Origin of the sequence: Enterobacter cloacae complex sp. Mu1197, assembly GCF_040059225.1 — a bacterium.
Classification (GTDB): Bacteria; Pseudomonadota; Gammaproteobacteria; order Enterobacterales; family Enterobacteriaceae; genus Enterobacter; species Enterobacter quasiroggenkampii.
On sequence record NZ_CP157375.1, the window covers coordinates 3476452 to 3492524 of the forward strand.

A 16073-nucleotide genomic window follows, 5' to 3' on the forward strand; every position below is an offset into this window, starting at 1 on the left:
TTCCCTTTTTTAATAAGGAGAGCAGCATGTCCCATCTTTATAGCGTGATCCCCCCGTATATTCTTCGTCGTATTATCGAAAGCGGTTCCGAACCGCAGCAGCGCTGTGCCCGCCAGACCTTAACCCACGTCCAGACGCTGATGGCCCACATGCCGGGCAAACCCGCCGCGCCGCACGTGAATAAAGCCGGACAGCTGGAGCGGGACATCTACGATGCGAAGCAAACTCAGGAGCTACCGGGTACGCAGGTACGTTATGAAGGTCAGCCGTCGAACGGCGATGTGGCGGTAGACGAAGCCTACGAGTATTTGGGTATTACCCATGATTTCTTCTGGAAGGAATATCAGCGCGATTCGCTCGATAATAAAGGGCTTATTTTAACCGGTACCGTTCACTATGGCCGGGAATATCAGAACGCCTTCTGGAACGGTCAGCAGATGGTATTTGGCGACGGCGACGGGGAAATATTTAACCGCTTTACCATCGCCATAGACGTCGTGGCGCATGAGTTGAGCCACGGCGTGACCGAGACCGAAGCCGGGCTTATCTACTTTGAGCAGTCCGGCGCGCTGAACGAGTCGCTGTCGGACGTGTTTGGCTCACTGGTGAAGCAGTACCATCTGAAGCAAACCGCCGATAAAGCGGACTGGCTGATTGGTGAGGGATTACTGGCGAAAGGCATCAATGGCAAAGGGCTGCGCTCGATGTCTGAACCGGGCACCGCCTACAACGATCCGCTGCTCGGCAAAGACCCGCAGCCTGCACACATGAAGGATTTCATCAAAACGCGTGAGGATAACGGCGGCGTACATCTGAACTCCGGCATCCCCAACCGGGCATTTTATCTGGCCGCGACGGCGATCGGCGGCTACGCCTGGGAAAAAGCGGGTTATGCCTGGTACGACACGGTTTGCGATCGCAATCTGGCGCAGGATGCAGATTTTGAGGCCTTCGCAAAACTGACGATCGCGCACGGAGAGAAACGCTCCGGCGGCGACGTTGGGGCGGCCATTAAACAAGCCTGGGAACAGGTGGGAGTGTTGTAAATGCAGGTTCCGGAACTGACGGATGACGCCGTGGTTGAGCTGGCCCGGGAAGGCGGCGTCGCCTATATTCCCAAGCTGAGCGGCCAGCGCACCATCGCGCTCTCCTCGCTCAATGAGGCCCAGCGCCAGCGCCTGGTCAGCATCCTGGAGCAGGCCTTTCCGCGCGGTCAGCCGCCGGGACAGGCCTCGTCACCCGGCAGCGGCGACCAGCGCTATTTCCGCATCCAGATTATCTGGACCGGGCAAAATCAGGCGCACTACGCCGATATCATCGTGCTGGTACCGGAGCAGGAAGCGCCCGAGTCGCTGGTCGAGCTGTGGAAGAAAGGCGAAGGCTGCGTGTGCGATTAACCTTCGGCCCGAACAAACTCCACGCGTTTTTTAGAGATAAGACCGTGGCCGTTCTTGCAGAAATAATCCACCGCCCCGCAGGCTTTTAAGACCTGGAGTGGCTGATGGCACTCCGGGCAGCGGGCTTCAAGCGCAATATCCTTATTACAGCTCTCGCAGTGTGCCACCCCGTTCAGGGGCTCAAGCGGTGCCTGGCAATCCGGGCAGGTAATCGTCATGGTGACTCCTTAAAGCATTCTGGTCTGCAATAATTTTACCACGTTGCGTTCAGTGCGGGCCACGCAGCTGTTGCTGCAAGGTCAGCAGCAGCGTCACTTCCTCGATTCGGCGACGCGTCGTGCGGCTCACCTCGTACGGATCCCGTTCAAACAGGCTGTTCGTGCCCAGAATGTGTCCGGTAAGACAGTGCTCGTAGATTGTCCCGGGGATATGCCAGCGCTGAATGTTCTGACCCTCAATCAGCTCCAGCACATCCTCCGCACCGCGCCGGTCGTAGCTAATGATGCGCCCGTCGCGCAACCAGATCCGTAAGCCTTTTTGCCCGCCCGCGGGTCCCGCATATTTATTAAGCCAGATATCCACCGGCACGCCGCTGATGCGGCCCTGCAGATGCGCCTCGCCCTCCGCCGTGGTCAGGTCGCCTTTCGCAATAGCGCGGCCCAGGCGGTCTTTAGCCGTCACCACCTGCAACGTCATCTCATCATTCCCGCCCAGATAACGCACCGTTTCGCGCAGCATCGCCAGCACATGCGTGCCGATATCCAGAATCACGCCATCCGGGTGGCGAAGCGTGCGGGTGTCCGGTTCGCCGGTAGCAAAGTTAAGGGCGATGGGCTCCCCTGCAGCGTTAAATCCGCTCGGCTCCTGCAAAAAGCCGTCGATTTTGACGATGTCAGAGACAGTGCCCACCAGCGACCGCTTCACCGTTTCGAGGCGCGCCATCCAGTGATCGAGCGCCAGCACGCGGGGTGCAATGTCGGGGTTTGCCAGCAGCGCGTTGAGCTTTTCGATTTGGGCAAGCGTGGCAACGATCGGTTTTTCAACCACGATGCGGGAAACCGATGAGGCGAGAGCGTGTTCAAGCACCTCAAGATGGTGCAGCGACGCCGTGGTAATAAACAGGGTATCAAGCGGCCGGGAGAGGAGTTCAGCCAATGTGGCACAACGCGTTACCCCCTCCGGCTGTTTTACGGGCTGGATATCAAAGCCTAAACAGTGCGGGGGATTATCAAAGCATTTTCGTATTGCGGGCAGGTAAGCTGTTTCAACGACTGCGCCAAGACCAACAAACCCTAACAGCATGTTCTTACCTCGTTGAGTAAATTGCCGGGGCATAACGCCGCCCCGGCAAGCCCGAGGTTTATGAGGCGTTAGCTGCCGGTTTAGTCTGCGCATTTTCCAGCATGCGGCGAACCGGAACAATGAGGACGATCAGTACCGCGGCACAAATCAGCAGCGCGACGGAGCAGCGCGCAAAGAGATCCGGCAGCATATCCAGCTGGTCGGCCTTCACATGGCCGCCAATCAGACCCGCCGCCAGGTTACCCAGCGCGCTGGCACAGAACCACAGCCCCATCATCTGACCGCGCATTCTCTCCGGCGCCAGCAGCGTCATGGTCGCCAGGCCAATCGGGCTGAGACACAATTCGCCGAGCGTCAGCATCAGGATACTGCCCACCAGCCAGAACGGCGATACGCCCGCCCCACCGCTGCTCAGCACGTTCTGTGCCGCCAGCATCATCAGGCCAAAGCCCGCTGCGGCACACAGAATACCGATAACAAACTTGGTGATGCTGCTCGGACGAATGTTCATGCTCGCCAGCTTCGGCCACGCCCAGCTGAACACCGGTGCCAGCAGGATGATGAACAGGGCGTTGATTGACTGGAACCACACCGCCGGGATTTCGAAATCGCCGATCATGCGGTTAGTGTAGTCGTTGGCAAACAGGTTGAACGAGGTTGGCTTCTGTTCAAACGCGGACCAGAAGAACGCCGCGGAGATCAGCAGAATAAAGCAGACCAGCAGTCTGGCGCGCTCTTTACGGTTCAGGCCCGCAAAAACAAACAGATAGATAAAGTAGAGGGCCACGGACGCCGCAATCACGTAGACCAGCACGCTGGCTACCGCGACCGGGTTAATTACAATCACGCCCTGCGCAATCAGCGTCACGAGCGTTGCCACGCCTGCCGCCAGCGCCAGCAGCCAAACGCCCACGCCGTTACGCTTCACCACCGGGCTGTTCCAGGTGGAGTCGAGGCCGACTTCGCCGTCATAGCGTTTCATGGCCGGAACAGCAAACACGCGGAAGATAATCAGCGCCACCAGCATCCCGATACCGCCAATGCCAAAGCCCCAGTGCCAGCCGTGGGTTTTAATCAGCCAGCCGGAAATCAGCGGCGCGATGAACGAGCCCATGTTGATACCCATATAGAACAGCGAGAAACCGCCGTCGCGACGCGCGTCGCCTTTTTTATACAGGGTACCGACCATCACTGAAATACAGGTCTTGAACAGCCCGGAGCCGAGCACGATGAACATCAGGCCGATAAAGAACAGGTTGTTCCCCATCACCGCCGAGAGCGCAATCGACAGGTGACCGAGCGCAATAAGGATCGAACCGTACCAGACGGCTCTCTGCTGACCGAGCCAGTTATCCGCCAGCCAGCCGCCCGGCAGCGCAGCCAGGTACATGGTACCGGCAAAGATGCCGACAATCGCCGAGGCGTTTTCACGCGCCAGGCCCATCCCGCCGTCATAGACGGTGGCGGCCATAAACAGGATCAGTAACGGACGAATGCCGTAAAACGAGAAACGCTCCCACATCTCGGTGAAGAACAGCGAACCGAGCGGATACGGGTGGCCGAAGAACGTTCGGCTCTCTTTTTGATTAACAGTGGATTGCATAATTCTCCCGAAAGGTATGTCGTCGTGCTTGTAAACACCAGCAGGTACGCCGGCCAGTTACGTATCTGGCCGATTTTTTACATGCGGCGAAAAGTTAGTTAACCATTTGATAACCAGGCGCTAGTTTTGTCTAGTACCGGACCCTGGACTTTAAGATGAAAATTCGACGATTGTCTACTTTCTTAGATTTAAACATGGTTAAAAGTGAATAGTGATTGACTTCACACAGGGAAAACCGGCGGTATGATTGGGCAAAAAAAAGCCCGCGATCATCGCGGGCTTTCGTGAGAGCAGCAAAGCTTATTTGCTTTTCTTAATGTGCTTAATCAGGCGCTTACGCTTACGCATCTGGTTTGGCGTCAGGGTGTTGCGCTTGTTGGCAAACGGGTTTTCCCCTTCCTTGAACTGAATACGGATAGGCGTGCCCATCACGTCCAGCGATTTACGGAAGTAGTTCATCAGGTAGCGCTTGTAGGAATCCGGCAGGTCTTTCACCTGGTTGCCGTGAATCACCACGATTGGTGGATTATAACCACCGGCGTGGGCGTATTTCAGCTTCACGCGACGACCGCGCACCAGCGGCGGCTGATGGTCTTCAGCAGCCATATTCATGATACGGGTCAGCATGGCGGTGCTCTGACGACGGGTGGAACTGTCGTAAGCTTCGCGCACGGATTCGAACAGGTTACCCACGCCGCTGCCGTGCAGCGCAGAGATGAAGTGTACGCGAGCAAAGTCGATAAAGCCCAGACGGAAGTCGAGGGTCTCTTTCACCTGCTCACGAACCTCGTTGCTCAGGCCATCCCATTTGTTGACCACGATAACCAGTGAGCGCCCACTATTGAGGATAAAGCCGAGCAGAGAGAGGTCCTGATCGGAGATCCCTTCGCGTGCGTCGATAACCAGCAGCACGACGTTGGCATCTTCGATCGCCTGCAGGGTTTTGATAACGGAGAATTTTTCCACCACATCGGTGATTTTCCCGCGCTTACGCACCCCGGCAGTGTCGATGAGGACATACTCACGCTCATCGCGCTGCATCGGGATGTAGATGCTGTCGCGGGTGGTGCCCGGCATGTCGTAAACGACCACGCGCTCTTCACCCAGAATACGGTTAGTAAGTGTAGACTTACCTACGTTTGGACGGCCCACGATAGCCAGCTTGATCGGCAGATCCTGCGGGTTGAAGTCGTCTTCAGGCTCTTCTTCTTCGCCCTCTTCTCCGTCTTCAAACTGCGCCCAGTATTCAGCGTCTTCGTCCACCTCTTCCGGCGGGTTCACTTCGTCAACCCACGGCAGCAGAACGGTTTCCAGCAGGCTGGTAACGCCACGGCCATGCGATGCCGCGATAGGGTAGATTTCACCCAGGCCCAGAGACCAGAAATCCGCGATGGCCTGATCGGCATCGATGCCGTCGGTTTTGTTCGCCACCAGGAAGGTTGGTTTTTCGCGTGAACGCAGGTGTTTAGCGATAGCGGAGTCCGCCGGCATCAGGCCAGCGCGTGCATCCACCATGAACAGCACCACGTCCGCTTCTTCAATCGCCAGCAGGGACTGTTCCGCCATGCGGGTTTCCACGCCGTCTTCTGTGCCGTCAATACCACCGGTATCAATACAGATGAACTCGCGCCCTTCCACCTCTGCACGACCGTACTTACGGTCACGCGTCAGCCCCGGGAAATCCGCAACCAGCGCATCACGGGTGCGTGTTAAACGGTTAAAAAGAGTGGATTTTCCAACGTTAGGGCGCCCGACAAGCGCGACCACAGGTACCATGTTTGAAGCCTCATAAAATTCAAAATAACGTCGCTTTCGCGGCGTTTTTAAAAATGTCAAAACGGCTCCTGAGTGAACAGGAGCCGTTTAGTATACTACAACCGCCGGGTAATTAACGCGTGATCGCGTACAGCGTGCCGTCTTTTGCCTGAATCAGCAGTTTGCCGTCGGCCACAACCGGGTCGGTCAGGAAACCGGAGCTGTCGACTTTTTGTTGCGCAACAAAGCGGCCGTTATCCGGATCGATCCAGTGCATATACCCTTCGCTGTCGCCCACAACCAGGCTACCGTTGTACAGCGCTGGCGCAGTCAGCAGACGGTGCAGCAGGTCGCTTTGCGTCCACAGCGTCACGCCGCCTTCGGTACTCAGGGCCAGCAGACGGTCGTTCTGGTCAACCATATAGATGCGGTTACCCTCAACGATGAAATCATTTACCGAGCCCAGCTCACGTTTCCACATGATCTGGCCGCTGCGCAGATCCAGCGCGGTCAGGTTGCCGTTGTAGGCCAGCGCGTAAACCACACCGTTAACGATAACCGGTGTTGTGTCCACATCGCTCAGACGGTCAATTTCCGTTGAGCCTGTGGCCTGAGAGATACGCTGCTGCCAGATCATCTGGCCCTGCTGCATCAGCACGGCGCTCACGCGACCGTTGTCACCGCCCACAATGGCAGCACCAAATGCGGTAGCCGGGGCAGATTCGCCGCGCAGAGAGAGAGCAGGCATATCCAGGTTAACGGTCCATTTCACCAGGCCGTCCGCTTCGTTCAGCGCCTGCAGCTGGCCGTTGCTGGTATGAATCAGCACCAGGCCGTCGCTCACTACCGGACGCGACAGGGATTCACCCGCCACGGTTGTTTGCCAGGCAATGGAGCCGTCGCTGCTGTTCAGGGCATAAACCTGCGCTTTTTCGCTGCCCACGTAGACGTGGCCACCGGCAACGGTCAGACCGCCAGACAGCAGTGCCGGCTTACGGGAGAACCAGCCGTCTTTTTCCGCCAGGTTAACGGACCACACTTCTTTTCCGTCATCCGCGTTCACCGCTTTCACGGTACCTTTGCGGTCAGCCGCATAGACAACGCTGTCTGCATACGCTGGATGAAGGTTGGAATAGAAATCACCAATCCCATTGCCTACGGAGACATCCCACGCGGTGGATGGGGTAAACTGGTTTTCAACCGTCGGCAGTGGGGACATTTTCACAACGTCTTCTTCGCCACTGAACAGTGAACAACCACTCAATAACGTAACAGAAAGCAGTCCTGGCAGAAGTAATTTACGCAATTGCATCGGGTCCCTCTCAGACGGACAAATTATTTATTTTCATCTGCATCATTTCGCTCAGCGCAGGTGAAGCATTGCTCTCTACGCCAGCTTGCCACGCTTTACGCGCGCCCGCTTTGTCACCTTTGCTCAGTAGTGCTTCACCGCGCAGATCGGCAACGATGGCAGCAAAGCCTTCGCCTTTGATGGTATCGAGCGTTTTCAGCGCATCGTCAGCTTTCTTCTGCTGAACCTGAATACGTGCCAGGCGCAGATTGATCACCGCTTTCAGGTTTTCATCACTGGCGGCAGCAAGGCCCTGAGACAGCTGTGCTACGGCTTTATCCAGTTCGTTCTTATCAACGTACTGCTGAGCCACTTCCAGCGCAGCCAGTGCACCGTAGGTGTTTTTGTTGTCAGCCGCAAATTTTTCTGCCGCCGTCAGCGTTTGCGGCTGATCGGCACGAATTGCGCTCACGGTATTTTCATAGGACAGAGACGCGCCGCGCGCGGAATCCGCCTGATGATTGTTCCAGTAACGCCAGCCTACCAGCGCACCGACACCTAAAATAACCCCAACAACCAGCGCTTTGCCGTTTTCAGCAAAGAAGCGTTTAATCGCGTCGACCTGATCGTGTTCGTTCTCGTAAATTTCCACGCAGTCCTTCTCCTTAGCCCAATAGAGTGCGCAAGTGCGCCGCAACGCCGTCCTGCGTTACCGTTGTCTGCTCACCAGAGCGCAGGTCTTTCACCACCACTTCGCCGTTGGCCACTTCGGACTCACCCAGCACCAGTGCGATACTTGCGCCCCACTTATCGGCACGAGCAAACTGTTTTTTGAAGTTGCCGCCGCCATGGTTGGTCATCAGCTTAACGCCCGGCAGCGCATCGCGCACGCGTTCGGCAAGCTGCATTGCCGCAGACTGCGTTTCCGCGCCTGAGGCCACCAGGTATATATCGACAACGGAATCTGCTTTAAATTCCGGATTAACTGCCTGAACCAGCAAAACAAGTCGCTCAAGACCCATCGCGAAGCCTACAGCAGGTGCTGCGCGACCGCCAAGTTGCTCAACCAGACCGTCATAACGACCGCCCGCGCACACGGTGCCCTGAGAGCCGAGGCTCGTGGTCACCCACTCAAACACGGTACGGTTGTAGTAGTCCAGACCGCGTACCAGGCGCTGGTTTACGGTGTAGGCGATGCCAGCCGCTTCAAGCAGCTTACACAGGCCCGCGAAGTGTTCGCGAGATTCTTCATCCAGATAATCACCCAGCGCAGGCGCATCGTTCAGCAGTGCCTGAACATCTGCGTTTTTGGAATCCAGAACGCGCAGCGGGTTGCTGTACATGCGACGTTTGCAGTCTTCGTCCAGCTTCTCTTTATGCTGTTCCAGGAACGCCACCAGCGCATCGCGGTAGTTAGCGCGCGCTTCCAGAGAACCGATAGAGTTCAGCTCGAGGGAAACGTGATCGGCAATACCGAGCGCACGCCACCAGCGGGCGGTCAGCATAATCAGTTCAGCGTCGATGTCCGGGCCCTGCAGGCCAAAGACTTCCACACCCAGCTGATTGAACTGGCGATAACGCCCTTTCTGAGGACGTTCGTGGCGGAACATCGGGCCGATATACCACAGGCGCTGCTCCTGATTGTACAGAAGACCATGTTCGATGCCGGCGCGTACGCAGCCCGCCGTCCCTTCCGGACGCAGGGTCAGGCTGTCGCCGTTGCGGTCCTCAAAGGTGTACATCTCTTTTTCAACCACGTCGGTGACTTCACCAATCGCGCGTTTGAATAACGGGGTCTGCTCTACAATCGGCAAACGGATTTCGCTGTAACCGTAGCTGCCGAGCACCTGCTTCAGCGTGCCTTCAATGCGCTGCCAGATGGCGGTTTCGCCAGGCAGATAATCGTTCATGCCGCGGATGGCTTGAATGTTTTTTGCCACGTTTATTCTCTTTCTATATACAAAAAAAACCCAAAGAATGGGTTCAATCATACATGGGAAGCTCGCGGCTTCCCATCACGTTATTTTTCAACCTGCTGAACGTTGATACGCTGTGTCTCGTCCATCATGGCGGCTTTCGCGCGGATGCGGGCTTCAAGCTGGTCGATCATGTCGCTATTATCCAGACGATCTTTACGAACGCCATCTTCATAGAGACCACTTTTCTTGTTACCGCCGGTCACGCCCAGGGTTGACACCAGTGCTTCACCCGGACCGTTTACCACGCAGCCGATGATAGAGACGTCCATCGGGGTGATAATGTCTTCCAGACGTTGCTCCAGGGCATTCACCGTCCCGATCACATCAAACTCCTGACGCGAACAGGTTGGGCAGGCAATGAAGTTGATCCCACGCGCGCGAATACGCAGCGACTTCAGGATATCGAAACCGACCTTGATCTCTTCGACCGGATCGGCCGCCAGCGAGACGCGCAGGGTGTCACCGATCCCTTCAGAGAGCAGCAGCCCCAGACCGATCGCGGATTTTACCGAGCCGCTGCGCAGGCCGCCCGCTTCGGTGATCCCGAGGTGCAGAGGCTGATCGATCTGCTTTGCCAGCAGGCGATAAGATTCTACGGCCAGGAACACGTCGGAGGCTTTTACGCTGACTTTGAACTGATCGAAGTTGAGACGATCGAGATGATCGACATGACGCATCGCGGATTCGAGCAGCGCCTGTGGCGTCGGCTCACCGTATTTTTCCTGCAGATCTTTTTCCAGCGAACCGGCGTTAACGCCGATACGGATAGGAATATTTTTATCGCGGGCGCAGTCCACGACCATGCGGATACGCTCTTCGTTACCGATGTTGCCCGGGTTAATACGCAGACAATCGACGCCGTATTCGGCCACTTTCAGTGCGATGCGGTAGTCGAAGTGAATATCCGCCACCAGCGGAACGCTGACCTGCTGTTTGATCAGTTTGAACGCCTCAGCGGCATCCATGGTCGGGACGGAGACGCGAACAATATCCGCGCCTACACGTTCTAATGCTTTGATTTGATTGACCGTCGCTTCCACATCGGTGGTGCGCGTGTTGGTCATCGACTGAACGGCGATAGGTGCCCCATCGCCGATTGGCACATTCCCAACGTAAATCCGTTTCGATTTTCTACGTTGAATCGGAGCCTGGTTATGCATGAAAAATCTCCCGCGTTGCCCGTCTGTTACTGTGCTGCTGATTGTTCGGCATTAACGGTAAGACGTGCAACCTGGTTAGTTCTGATAAAGCGGCTCAGGTCGACAGGTTTTCCTTGATACTGGATCTGTACCGCTGCCGGAGCGCCGATTTTAAGTTTATAGGGAGCCTGGCCTGTTAGGTTTAACGTGCCATCTTTGCGCTGCAGGCCGCTGAACAGTTTTTTACCTGTCGCGTCAGTGACTTCCAGCCAGCAGTCGGCGCTGAAGTTCATTACCAGCGCATTAGGGTCGGCTGCTGCGGTCGCCGTACCCGCCGGGCTGGTTGGCAGAGACGCTGCGGTATTGTCTGCAGGCTGAGTAGCTGCAGGCGCGTTCGCCGCCGTATCAACATTTGCCTGAGAAGGGGCAACCACCGCGTTTTGATCCTGAGCCTGCGGCGCAGCGGTGTTAGCCGTTGCTGCCGGGGCCTGTGCTGCACCAGTCGCCGATGCGTCTGGCGCTGCGGTCTGTGGCTCGCTGGAGGACGCCGCACCGTCGGTATTCAGCGGCACGCTCTGGGCGTTATCATTTCCGGCCTGGTTGAGTTCGGCGGAGGATTGATCAGCCATGGTGGTGATCTCTTCCTGCTGCGCCTTGTGGTTTTGCCACCACCATGCACCGGTCAGACCGATCACCACAAACAGCACCAGCCAGGTAAAGCTCATCAGCCAGCCATCACGTTTTTTACGACGTTTCCCCAGGGAGAAGGTCTGCATCGGCGCAACTTTTGCTGCACGGACCGGTGCCTGCTTCTCCATCATTGGCAGTAATTCGTTTTCGGGGATGTGAACCAGTTTTGCGTAAGAGCGGATATAACCGCGCAAGAACGTTGAAGCCAGATCGGCAGGCGCCTTATCTTCTTCAATATCGCGAACCGTGGAAACCTTCAGGCACAAGCGTTCCGCAACGGCTTGCTGGCTGAGTCCGAGTTGTTCACGGGCGTTGCGAAGACGAACGCCAGTGGAGAGTGCTTCATGTTGGTCGTGAGTGGCTTCAGTATTCATTCGCTACAACTACTGGTACGTGAAAAATAAGGGTTCAGGCGCCGGTGAGTCACAATGCCACCCGCACCGCGAAACTTCTGGTCAGTTAACCTTGAACAGAGAGTATAAGACTGTCAGCCCGGAGATGACAGTACAGCCCTGCCCGTACGGCTAAACTGTTGTTACGTCGTTACATACTGCCCGAAAGTCGGATGAAACGCACCGTAATTATTGATCAGTCTTCACGAATCTGACTGATTATTCAGTAAGGTTATGTCTCACGGCGCAGATAATGCGCCGCGAGTGCATAATAATCAAACAGCTTTAACCGCGATCGTCTCGCCCTGCATGCGTTTACGCAGGGTGCGCTTGGTACGGTCAATGACATCACCAGCCAGCTGTCCACATGCGGCATCAATATCATCACCACGCGTTTTACGCACGATGGTGGTGAAACCATACTCCATCAACACCTTGGAAAAACGGTCGATACGGCTGTTCGAGCTACGGCCATACGGCGCGCCCGGGAACGGGTTCCATGGGATCAGGTTGATTTTGCACGGCGTATCTTTCAGCAGTTCAGCCAGCTGATGCGCATGTTCGGTGCCGTCATTGACGTGGTCCAGCATCACATACTCGATGGTCACGCGGCCCTGGTTGGCGTTGGATTTCTCCAGGTAGCGACGTACGGCGGCGAGGAAGGTTTCGATATTGTACTTTTTGTTGATCGGCACAATTTCGTCACGAATTTCATCGTTTGGTGCGTGCAGGGAGATCGCCAGCGCGACGTCAATCATGTCGCCGAGCTTGTCCAGCGCAGGCACAACGCCTGAGGTCGACAGCGTGACGCGACGCTTGGACAGGCCAAAGCCAAAGTCATCCAGCATGATTTCCATCGCCGGAACGACGTTGGTCAGGTTCAGCAGCGGTTCACCCATCCCCATCATCACCACGTTGGTGATAGGGCGCGTGCCGGTTACTTTTGCCGCGCCCACGATTTTCGCGGCACGCCAGACCTGGCCGATAATTTCTGAAACACGCAGGTTACGGTTAAAGCCTTGCTGCGCGGTTGAGCAGAATTTGCACTCCAGCGCACAGCCAACCTGGGAGGAGACGCACAGCGTCGCGCGGTCTTCTTCCGGGATGTAGACGGTTTCAACGCGCTGATCGCCGACCGCAATCGCCCATTTGATGGTGCCATCCGCGGAGCGCTGCTCTTCCACCACTTCCGGTGCACGGATTTCAGCCACTTCTTTGAGCTTATTGCGCAGGACCTTGTTGATGTCAGTCATGTCATCAAAATTGTCGCTGCAGTAATGGTACATCCACTTCATGACCTGATCGGCACGAAACGGCTTTTCGCCCATCTCTTTAAAGAACTCGCGCATCTGCTGACGGTTCAGATCCAGCAGGTTGATTTTTCCATTTTTATTGGGAACCGCAGGAATGGCGACTTCGGAGGTATTCACTAATTCAGACATAATATTTACCGGCCTCGTTGTTACACGTTATGGCCCATGGAGGGTTGAATAGAAACGCCCCGGAAAGCGGTCTGCTCGTCCGGGGCGTTGCATTGTACAAAGTCTGGCGCAGGGATGCCACGTCTGGACGCGGCATTTACGAAAATAATGTGTAAACGAAACCGTTAAATTAACGGGTACGTGGACACACTTCGCCTTCTGCGAAGAAGAAAGCGATTTCGCGTGCAGCAGATTCAACAGAGTCAGAACCGTGGGTGCCGTTCTCGGTGAAGCTGTCAGCGTAGTCAGCGCGCAGAGTTCCTGCCAGCGCGTTGTCCGGGTTGGTTGCACCCAGCAGGTCGCGGTGACGCTGTACGGCGTTTTCACCTTCCAGTACGGATACCACGATTGGACCGGAGGTCATGAACTCCACCAGGCCGTCAAAGAATGGGCGACCTTCGTGCTCAGCGTAGAAGCCGCGAGCCTGCTCAACGGTCAGGTGCAGCATTTTGGTACCAACAATTTTGAACCCTGCAGATTCAAAGCGAGCGAAGATGCTGCCAATAACGTTTTTTGCCACCGCGTTTGGTTTGATGATGGAAAAAGTACGTTCAATAGCCATGATAACCTCTGTCAATGTTCTGTTGTTTTGCATACCTGAGTATGGTGTGGCGCGGATTATAATGAGCAATGGCGCCATTGCCTATGGATTCAGGTAACATTTTTTTAAAATAAGACGAGTTTTAGCAACAGCTCACATCAGAAAGCTGTTTTCAGGTCACTGAAGCGTAAAATTCACCGTCGCGACCTGCCCGGTCTCATCCATAACGAGTAACTGATAATCGCCCGACTTATCAAGCTGTAATGTGTAAACGCTTCCTTTCACACTCAGCGGTTCACCGTTCAAAAACCACCAGCGCTCACCGCTGTTGCCGGTCGCCTGAAGCGGCAGCGAAACGCGGGATTCCCCCGGCAGACGTTTAATAACGGCCCCTTCACGCACGCCGGTCAGAATGAGTGGCGCAGGTGCGTCCTGCGAGAGTGGAGGACAGATTCTTGATGAAGGCGGAATCCGTACCGCACGACGCTCGGTTGCAGGCAGCCACGGCTCCAGCGGCAGCGGCCATACATCCAGGACTTTTTCAGTAGCTTCCGGGCAATCTGCGGCCACGCGTTTGCCGGTTTTATCCAGCCAGACCGGGAAACGGATCCCGCGTATGCCCTCCTGTTCGGGCAGGAGTAGCGTGGGCGGTTCACTCCCTTCCAGCAGCCAGGTCGACAGGCGACGTCGACAGTTTTCGCTGCCTTCCGGTAGCGACTGGCCGCCCGGCCAGCAGATCACGCCCCGCCCGACGCTTGCCGGACGCGGATCGCGCGGCAGGCGGGCTTCGTCTACCGTTGAGCGCGACTGAAGCAGGTTATTGACCTGGTTTAATAGCGGAACCGCGCTGGCAAACCCAAACTGTCCTGCCACGGGCGTGCCGTCCGGTCGTCCGGTCCAGATGCCTATCACATAACGGGCATTCAGACCGATGGCCCAGGCATCACGGTAGCCGTAGCTGGTACCGGTTTTCCACGCCAGTGGCGCAACCTGCGGTAGCGCATTATCCGGCAGCGGCTGCGCTTCATTGGCCAGAATACGGCGAATAATCCACGCCGAGCCCGGTGATAACAGCGGACGTTCAGTCAGCGGATCGCCCGGCTGCAGGCGCAGCCTACCCGCCTTACCGTGTCGGGCAAAAGCACTGTAGGCCGCAGCAATATCTGCCAGCCGCGCGCCTGCCCCACCGAGGATCAGAGACAGATTCGGCTGCGCCCCCGCAGGCAGGATCAGCGGCAAGCCTGCGTTGCTCAGCATCCCGGCAAATCGTTTTGGTCCGTAGGCTTCCAGCACCTGAACGGCAGGCAGGTTGAGGGAGCGTACCAGCGCTTCACTCATGCTGACCGGTCCATGAAACCCGCTGTCAAAATTCCCGGGCCGATAATCACCGGTTTTTCTGGGAACGTCCTGAAGCAGCGAGGCGGGATGGATCAGGCCATCATCCAGCGCCATGCCGTAGATAAAGGGTTTTAACACCGATCCCGGCGATCGGATCGCATTGACCATATCCACATGGCTAAAACGCGTGTCATCGTTGATATCCACCGATCCCACCCAGCCGCGCACTTTCATATCGGTATGATCGACCACGATCATCGCCAGCGAGCTGCGTGCCGGCAGGCGGGATTTCCAGTTCATCGCCAGCTCTTCCAGCTGCCGCTGCAGTCCGGCATCCAGCGTGGTGACAATTTTCGTGTCGCGACTTTTGCCGAGCATCATCCGAGCAAAGAGCGGCGCCAGCTGCGGCATCTGCCGGGGCGCCAGCCATACTGATTCTTCACGGGACTCTTTGACCTGCTTTGCGGACCAGACGCCCTGCGTCGCCATGCGGTCGAGCACTTTATTGCGCGCCGCTTCGGCCCGTTCAGGCCAGCGATCCGGACGTAAACGACTCGGTGCCTGCGGCAGCACCGCCAGCAGCGCCGCGTCGGAATAGCTGAGCTGCGACGGCGGCTTGCCCAGATACGTCCAGCTTGCCGCTCCCACGCCCTGCAGCGTACCGCCAAATGGGGCGCGATTGAGATAGAGCGTGAGGATTTCGCGTTTGGAAAGATGCCACTCCAGCTGCATGGCACGCCAGAGCTGGCGAATTTTACCGCCGAAGGTGCGCGGATGCGGGTCCAGCAGTCGCGCGACCTGCATGGTGAGCGTGCTTCCGCCAGAGATGACTTTCCCGGAACTGAGATCCTGCCAGGCGGCGCGCAGGACAGAAAGCGGGTTTACGCCGGGGTGATCCCAGAACCAGCGATCTTCGTACTGGATCAGCGCCTCAAGATAACGGGGAGAGACCTCTTCGATCGTCACCGGATAGCGCCAGATCCCGTCGCTATCGGCAAAACGCCAGAGCGGCGTGCCCTTCTCATCCACCACCACCCGGGCAGGGTTAACCTCTTTCAGCGGCAACGGCCACAGGCGGTCGGCGGCGACAATCAGCCCCCATAAAACGAGAAGCGCTCCCGCCAGCCACAGCCAGCGGGAGCGTGTCAAACGTGCCATTCGCATA

Annotated in this window: 14 protein-coding genes; 2 read left to right on the forward strand and 12 right to left on the reverse strand. The window is 56.8% G+C overall.

The annotated features are described in order from the left end of the window. Positions 1–26: 26 nt before the first annotated feature. Both ABFV38_RS16275 and ABFV38_RS16280 read left to right on the forward strand, forming a co-directional pair. Positions 27–1046 (forward strand): M4 family metallopeptidase, encoded by a 1020-nt coding sequence (locus ABFV38_RS16275; protein ID WP_048226222.1) that lies wholly within the window; start codon positions 27–29, stop codon positions 1044–1046. Then, on the forward strand, positions 1047–1397 hold the full coding sequence (locus tag ABFV38_RS16280) for a protealysin inhibitor emfourin (protein WP_021241848.1): 351 nt from the start codon (positions 1047–1049) through the stop codon (positions 1395–1397). Here the strand turns inward: ABFV38_RS16280 and ABFV38_RS16285 are convergent. From ABFV38_RS16285 to pbpC, 12 genes are all read right to left on the reverse strand, one after another. Beyond that, entirely contained in the window at positions 1394–1615 is a 222-nt protein-coding gene (locus ABFV38_RS16285) for a zinc ribbon domain-containing protein (RefSeq protein WP_348957585.1), read from the reverse strand. The two genes, ABFV38_RS16280 and ABFV38_RS16285, sit on opposite strands and share 4 nt — an antisense overlap. A 49-nt stretch (positions 1616–1664) precedes the next feature. Beyond that, a complete protein-coding gene (locus tag ABFV38_RS16290) occupies positions 1665–2699 on the reverse strand; it encodes a Gfo/Idh/MocA family oxidoreductase (RefSeq protein WP_348957586.1) in 1035 nt (344 codons plus the stop codon). Between the two features lie 58 nt (positions 2700–2757). Then, entirely contained in the window at positions 2758–4302 is a 1545-nt protein-coding gene (locus ABFV38_RS16295; protein WP_069719846.1) for a peptide MFS transporter, read from the reverse strand. Between the two features lie 300 nt (positions 4303–4602). After that, on the reverse strand, positions 4603–6078 hold the full coding sequence (gene der / locus ABFV38_RS16300) for a ribosome biogenesis GTPase Der (RefSeq protein WP_024908655.1): 1476 nt from the start codon (positions 6076–6078) through the stop codon (positions 4603–4605). Between the two features lie 112 nt (positions 6079–6190). Next, positions 6191–7369, reverse strand: a complete 1179-nt coding sequence (gene bamB / locus ABFV38_RS16305; protein WP_008502135.1) for an outer membrane protein assembly factor BamB — start codon at positions 7367–7369, stop codon at positions 6191–6193. Between the two features lie 10 nt (positions 7370–7379). After that, on the reverse strand, positions 7380–8000 hold the full coding sequence (locus tag ABFV38_RS16310; RefSeq protein WP_008502136.1) for a YfgM family protein: 621 nt from the start codon (positions 7998–8000) through the stop codon (positions 7380–7382). Between the two features lie 13 nt (positions 8001–8013). Next, positions 8014–9288 (reverse strand): histidine--tRNA ligase, encoded by a 1275-nt coding sequence (hisS, locus tag ABFV38_RS16315; protein ID WP_032622984.1) that lies wholly within the window; start codon positions 9286–9288, stop codon positions 8014–8016. 80 nt (positions 9289–9368) lie between these two features. Further along, the gene (ispG, locus tag ABFV38_RS16320) at positions 9369–10487 is read right to left on the reverse strand and encodes a flavodoxin-dependent (E)-4-hydroxy-3-methylbut-2-enyl-diphosphate synthase (RefSeq protein ID WP_008502138.1); all 1119 of its coding nucleotides are present in this window, start codon (positions 10485–10487) and stop codon (positions 9369–9371) included. Positions 10488–10513: 26 nt separating this feature from the next. After that, positions 10514–11530, reverse strand: coding sequence for a cytoskeleton protein RodZ (gene rodZ / locus ABFV38_RS16325; RefSeq protein ID WP_235404606.1), 1017 nt, complete (start codon positions 11528–11530; stop codon positions 10514–10516). Between the two features lie 293 nt (positions 11531–11823). Further along, positions 11824–12990 (reverse strand): bifunctional tRNA (adenosine(37)-C2)-methyltransferase TrmG/ribosomal RNA large subunit methyltransferase RlmN, encoded by a 1167-nt coding sequence (locus ABFV38_RS16330; RefSeq protein ID WP_014171168.1) that lies wholly within the window; start codon positions 12988–12990, stop codon positions 11824–11826. Between the two features lie 169 nt (positions 12991–13159). Then, complete coding sequence (gene ndk / locus ABFV38_RS16335) at positions 13160–13591, reverse strand: nucleoside-diphosphate kinase (protein ID WP_003860625.1); 432 nt, start codon at positions 13589–13591, stop codon at positions 13160–13162. A gap of 156 nt (positions 13592–13747) precedes the next feature. Continuing rightward, positions 13748–16072: a peptidoglycan glycosyltransferase PbpC gene (gene pbpC / locus ABFV38_RS16340; RefSeq protein WP_348957587.1), complete on the reverse strand. Its 2325-nt coding sequence runs from the start codon at positions 16070–16072 to the stop codon at positions 13748–13750. Position 16073 lies beyond the last annotated feature (1 nt).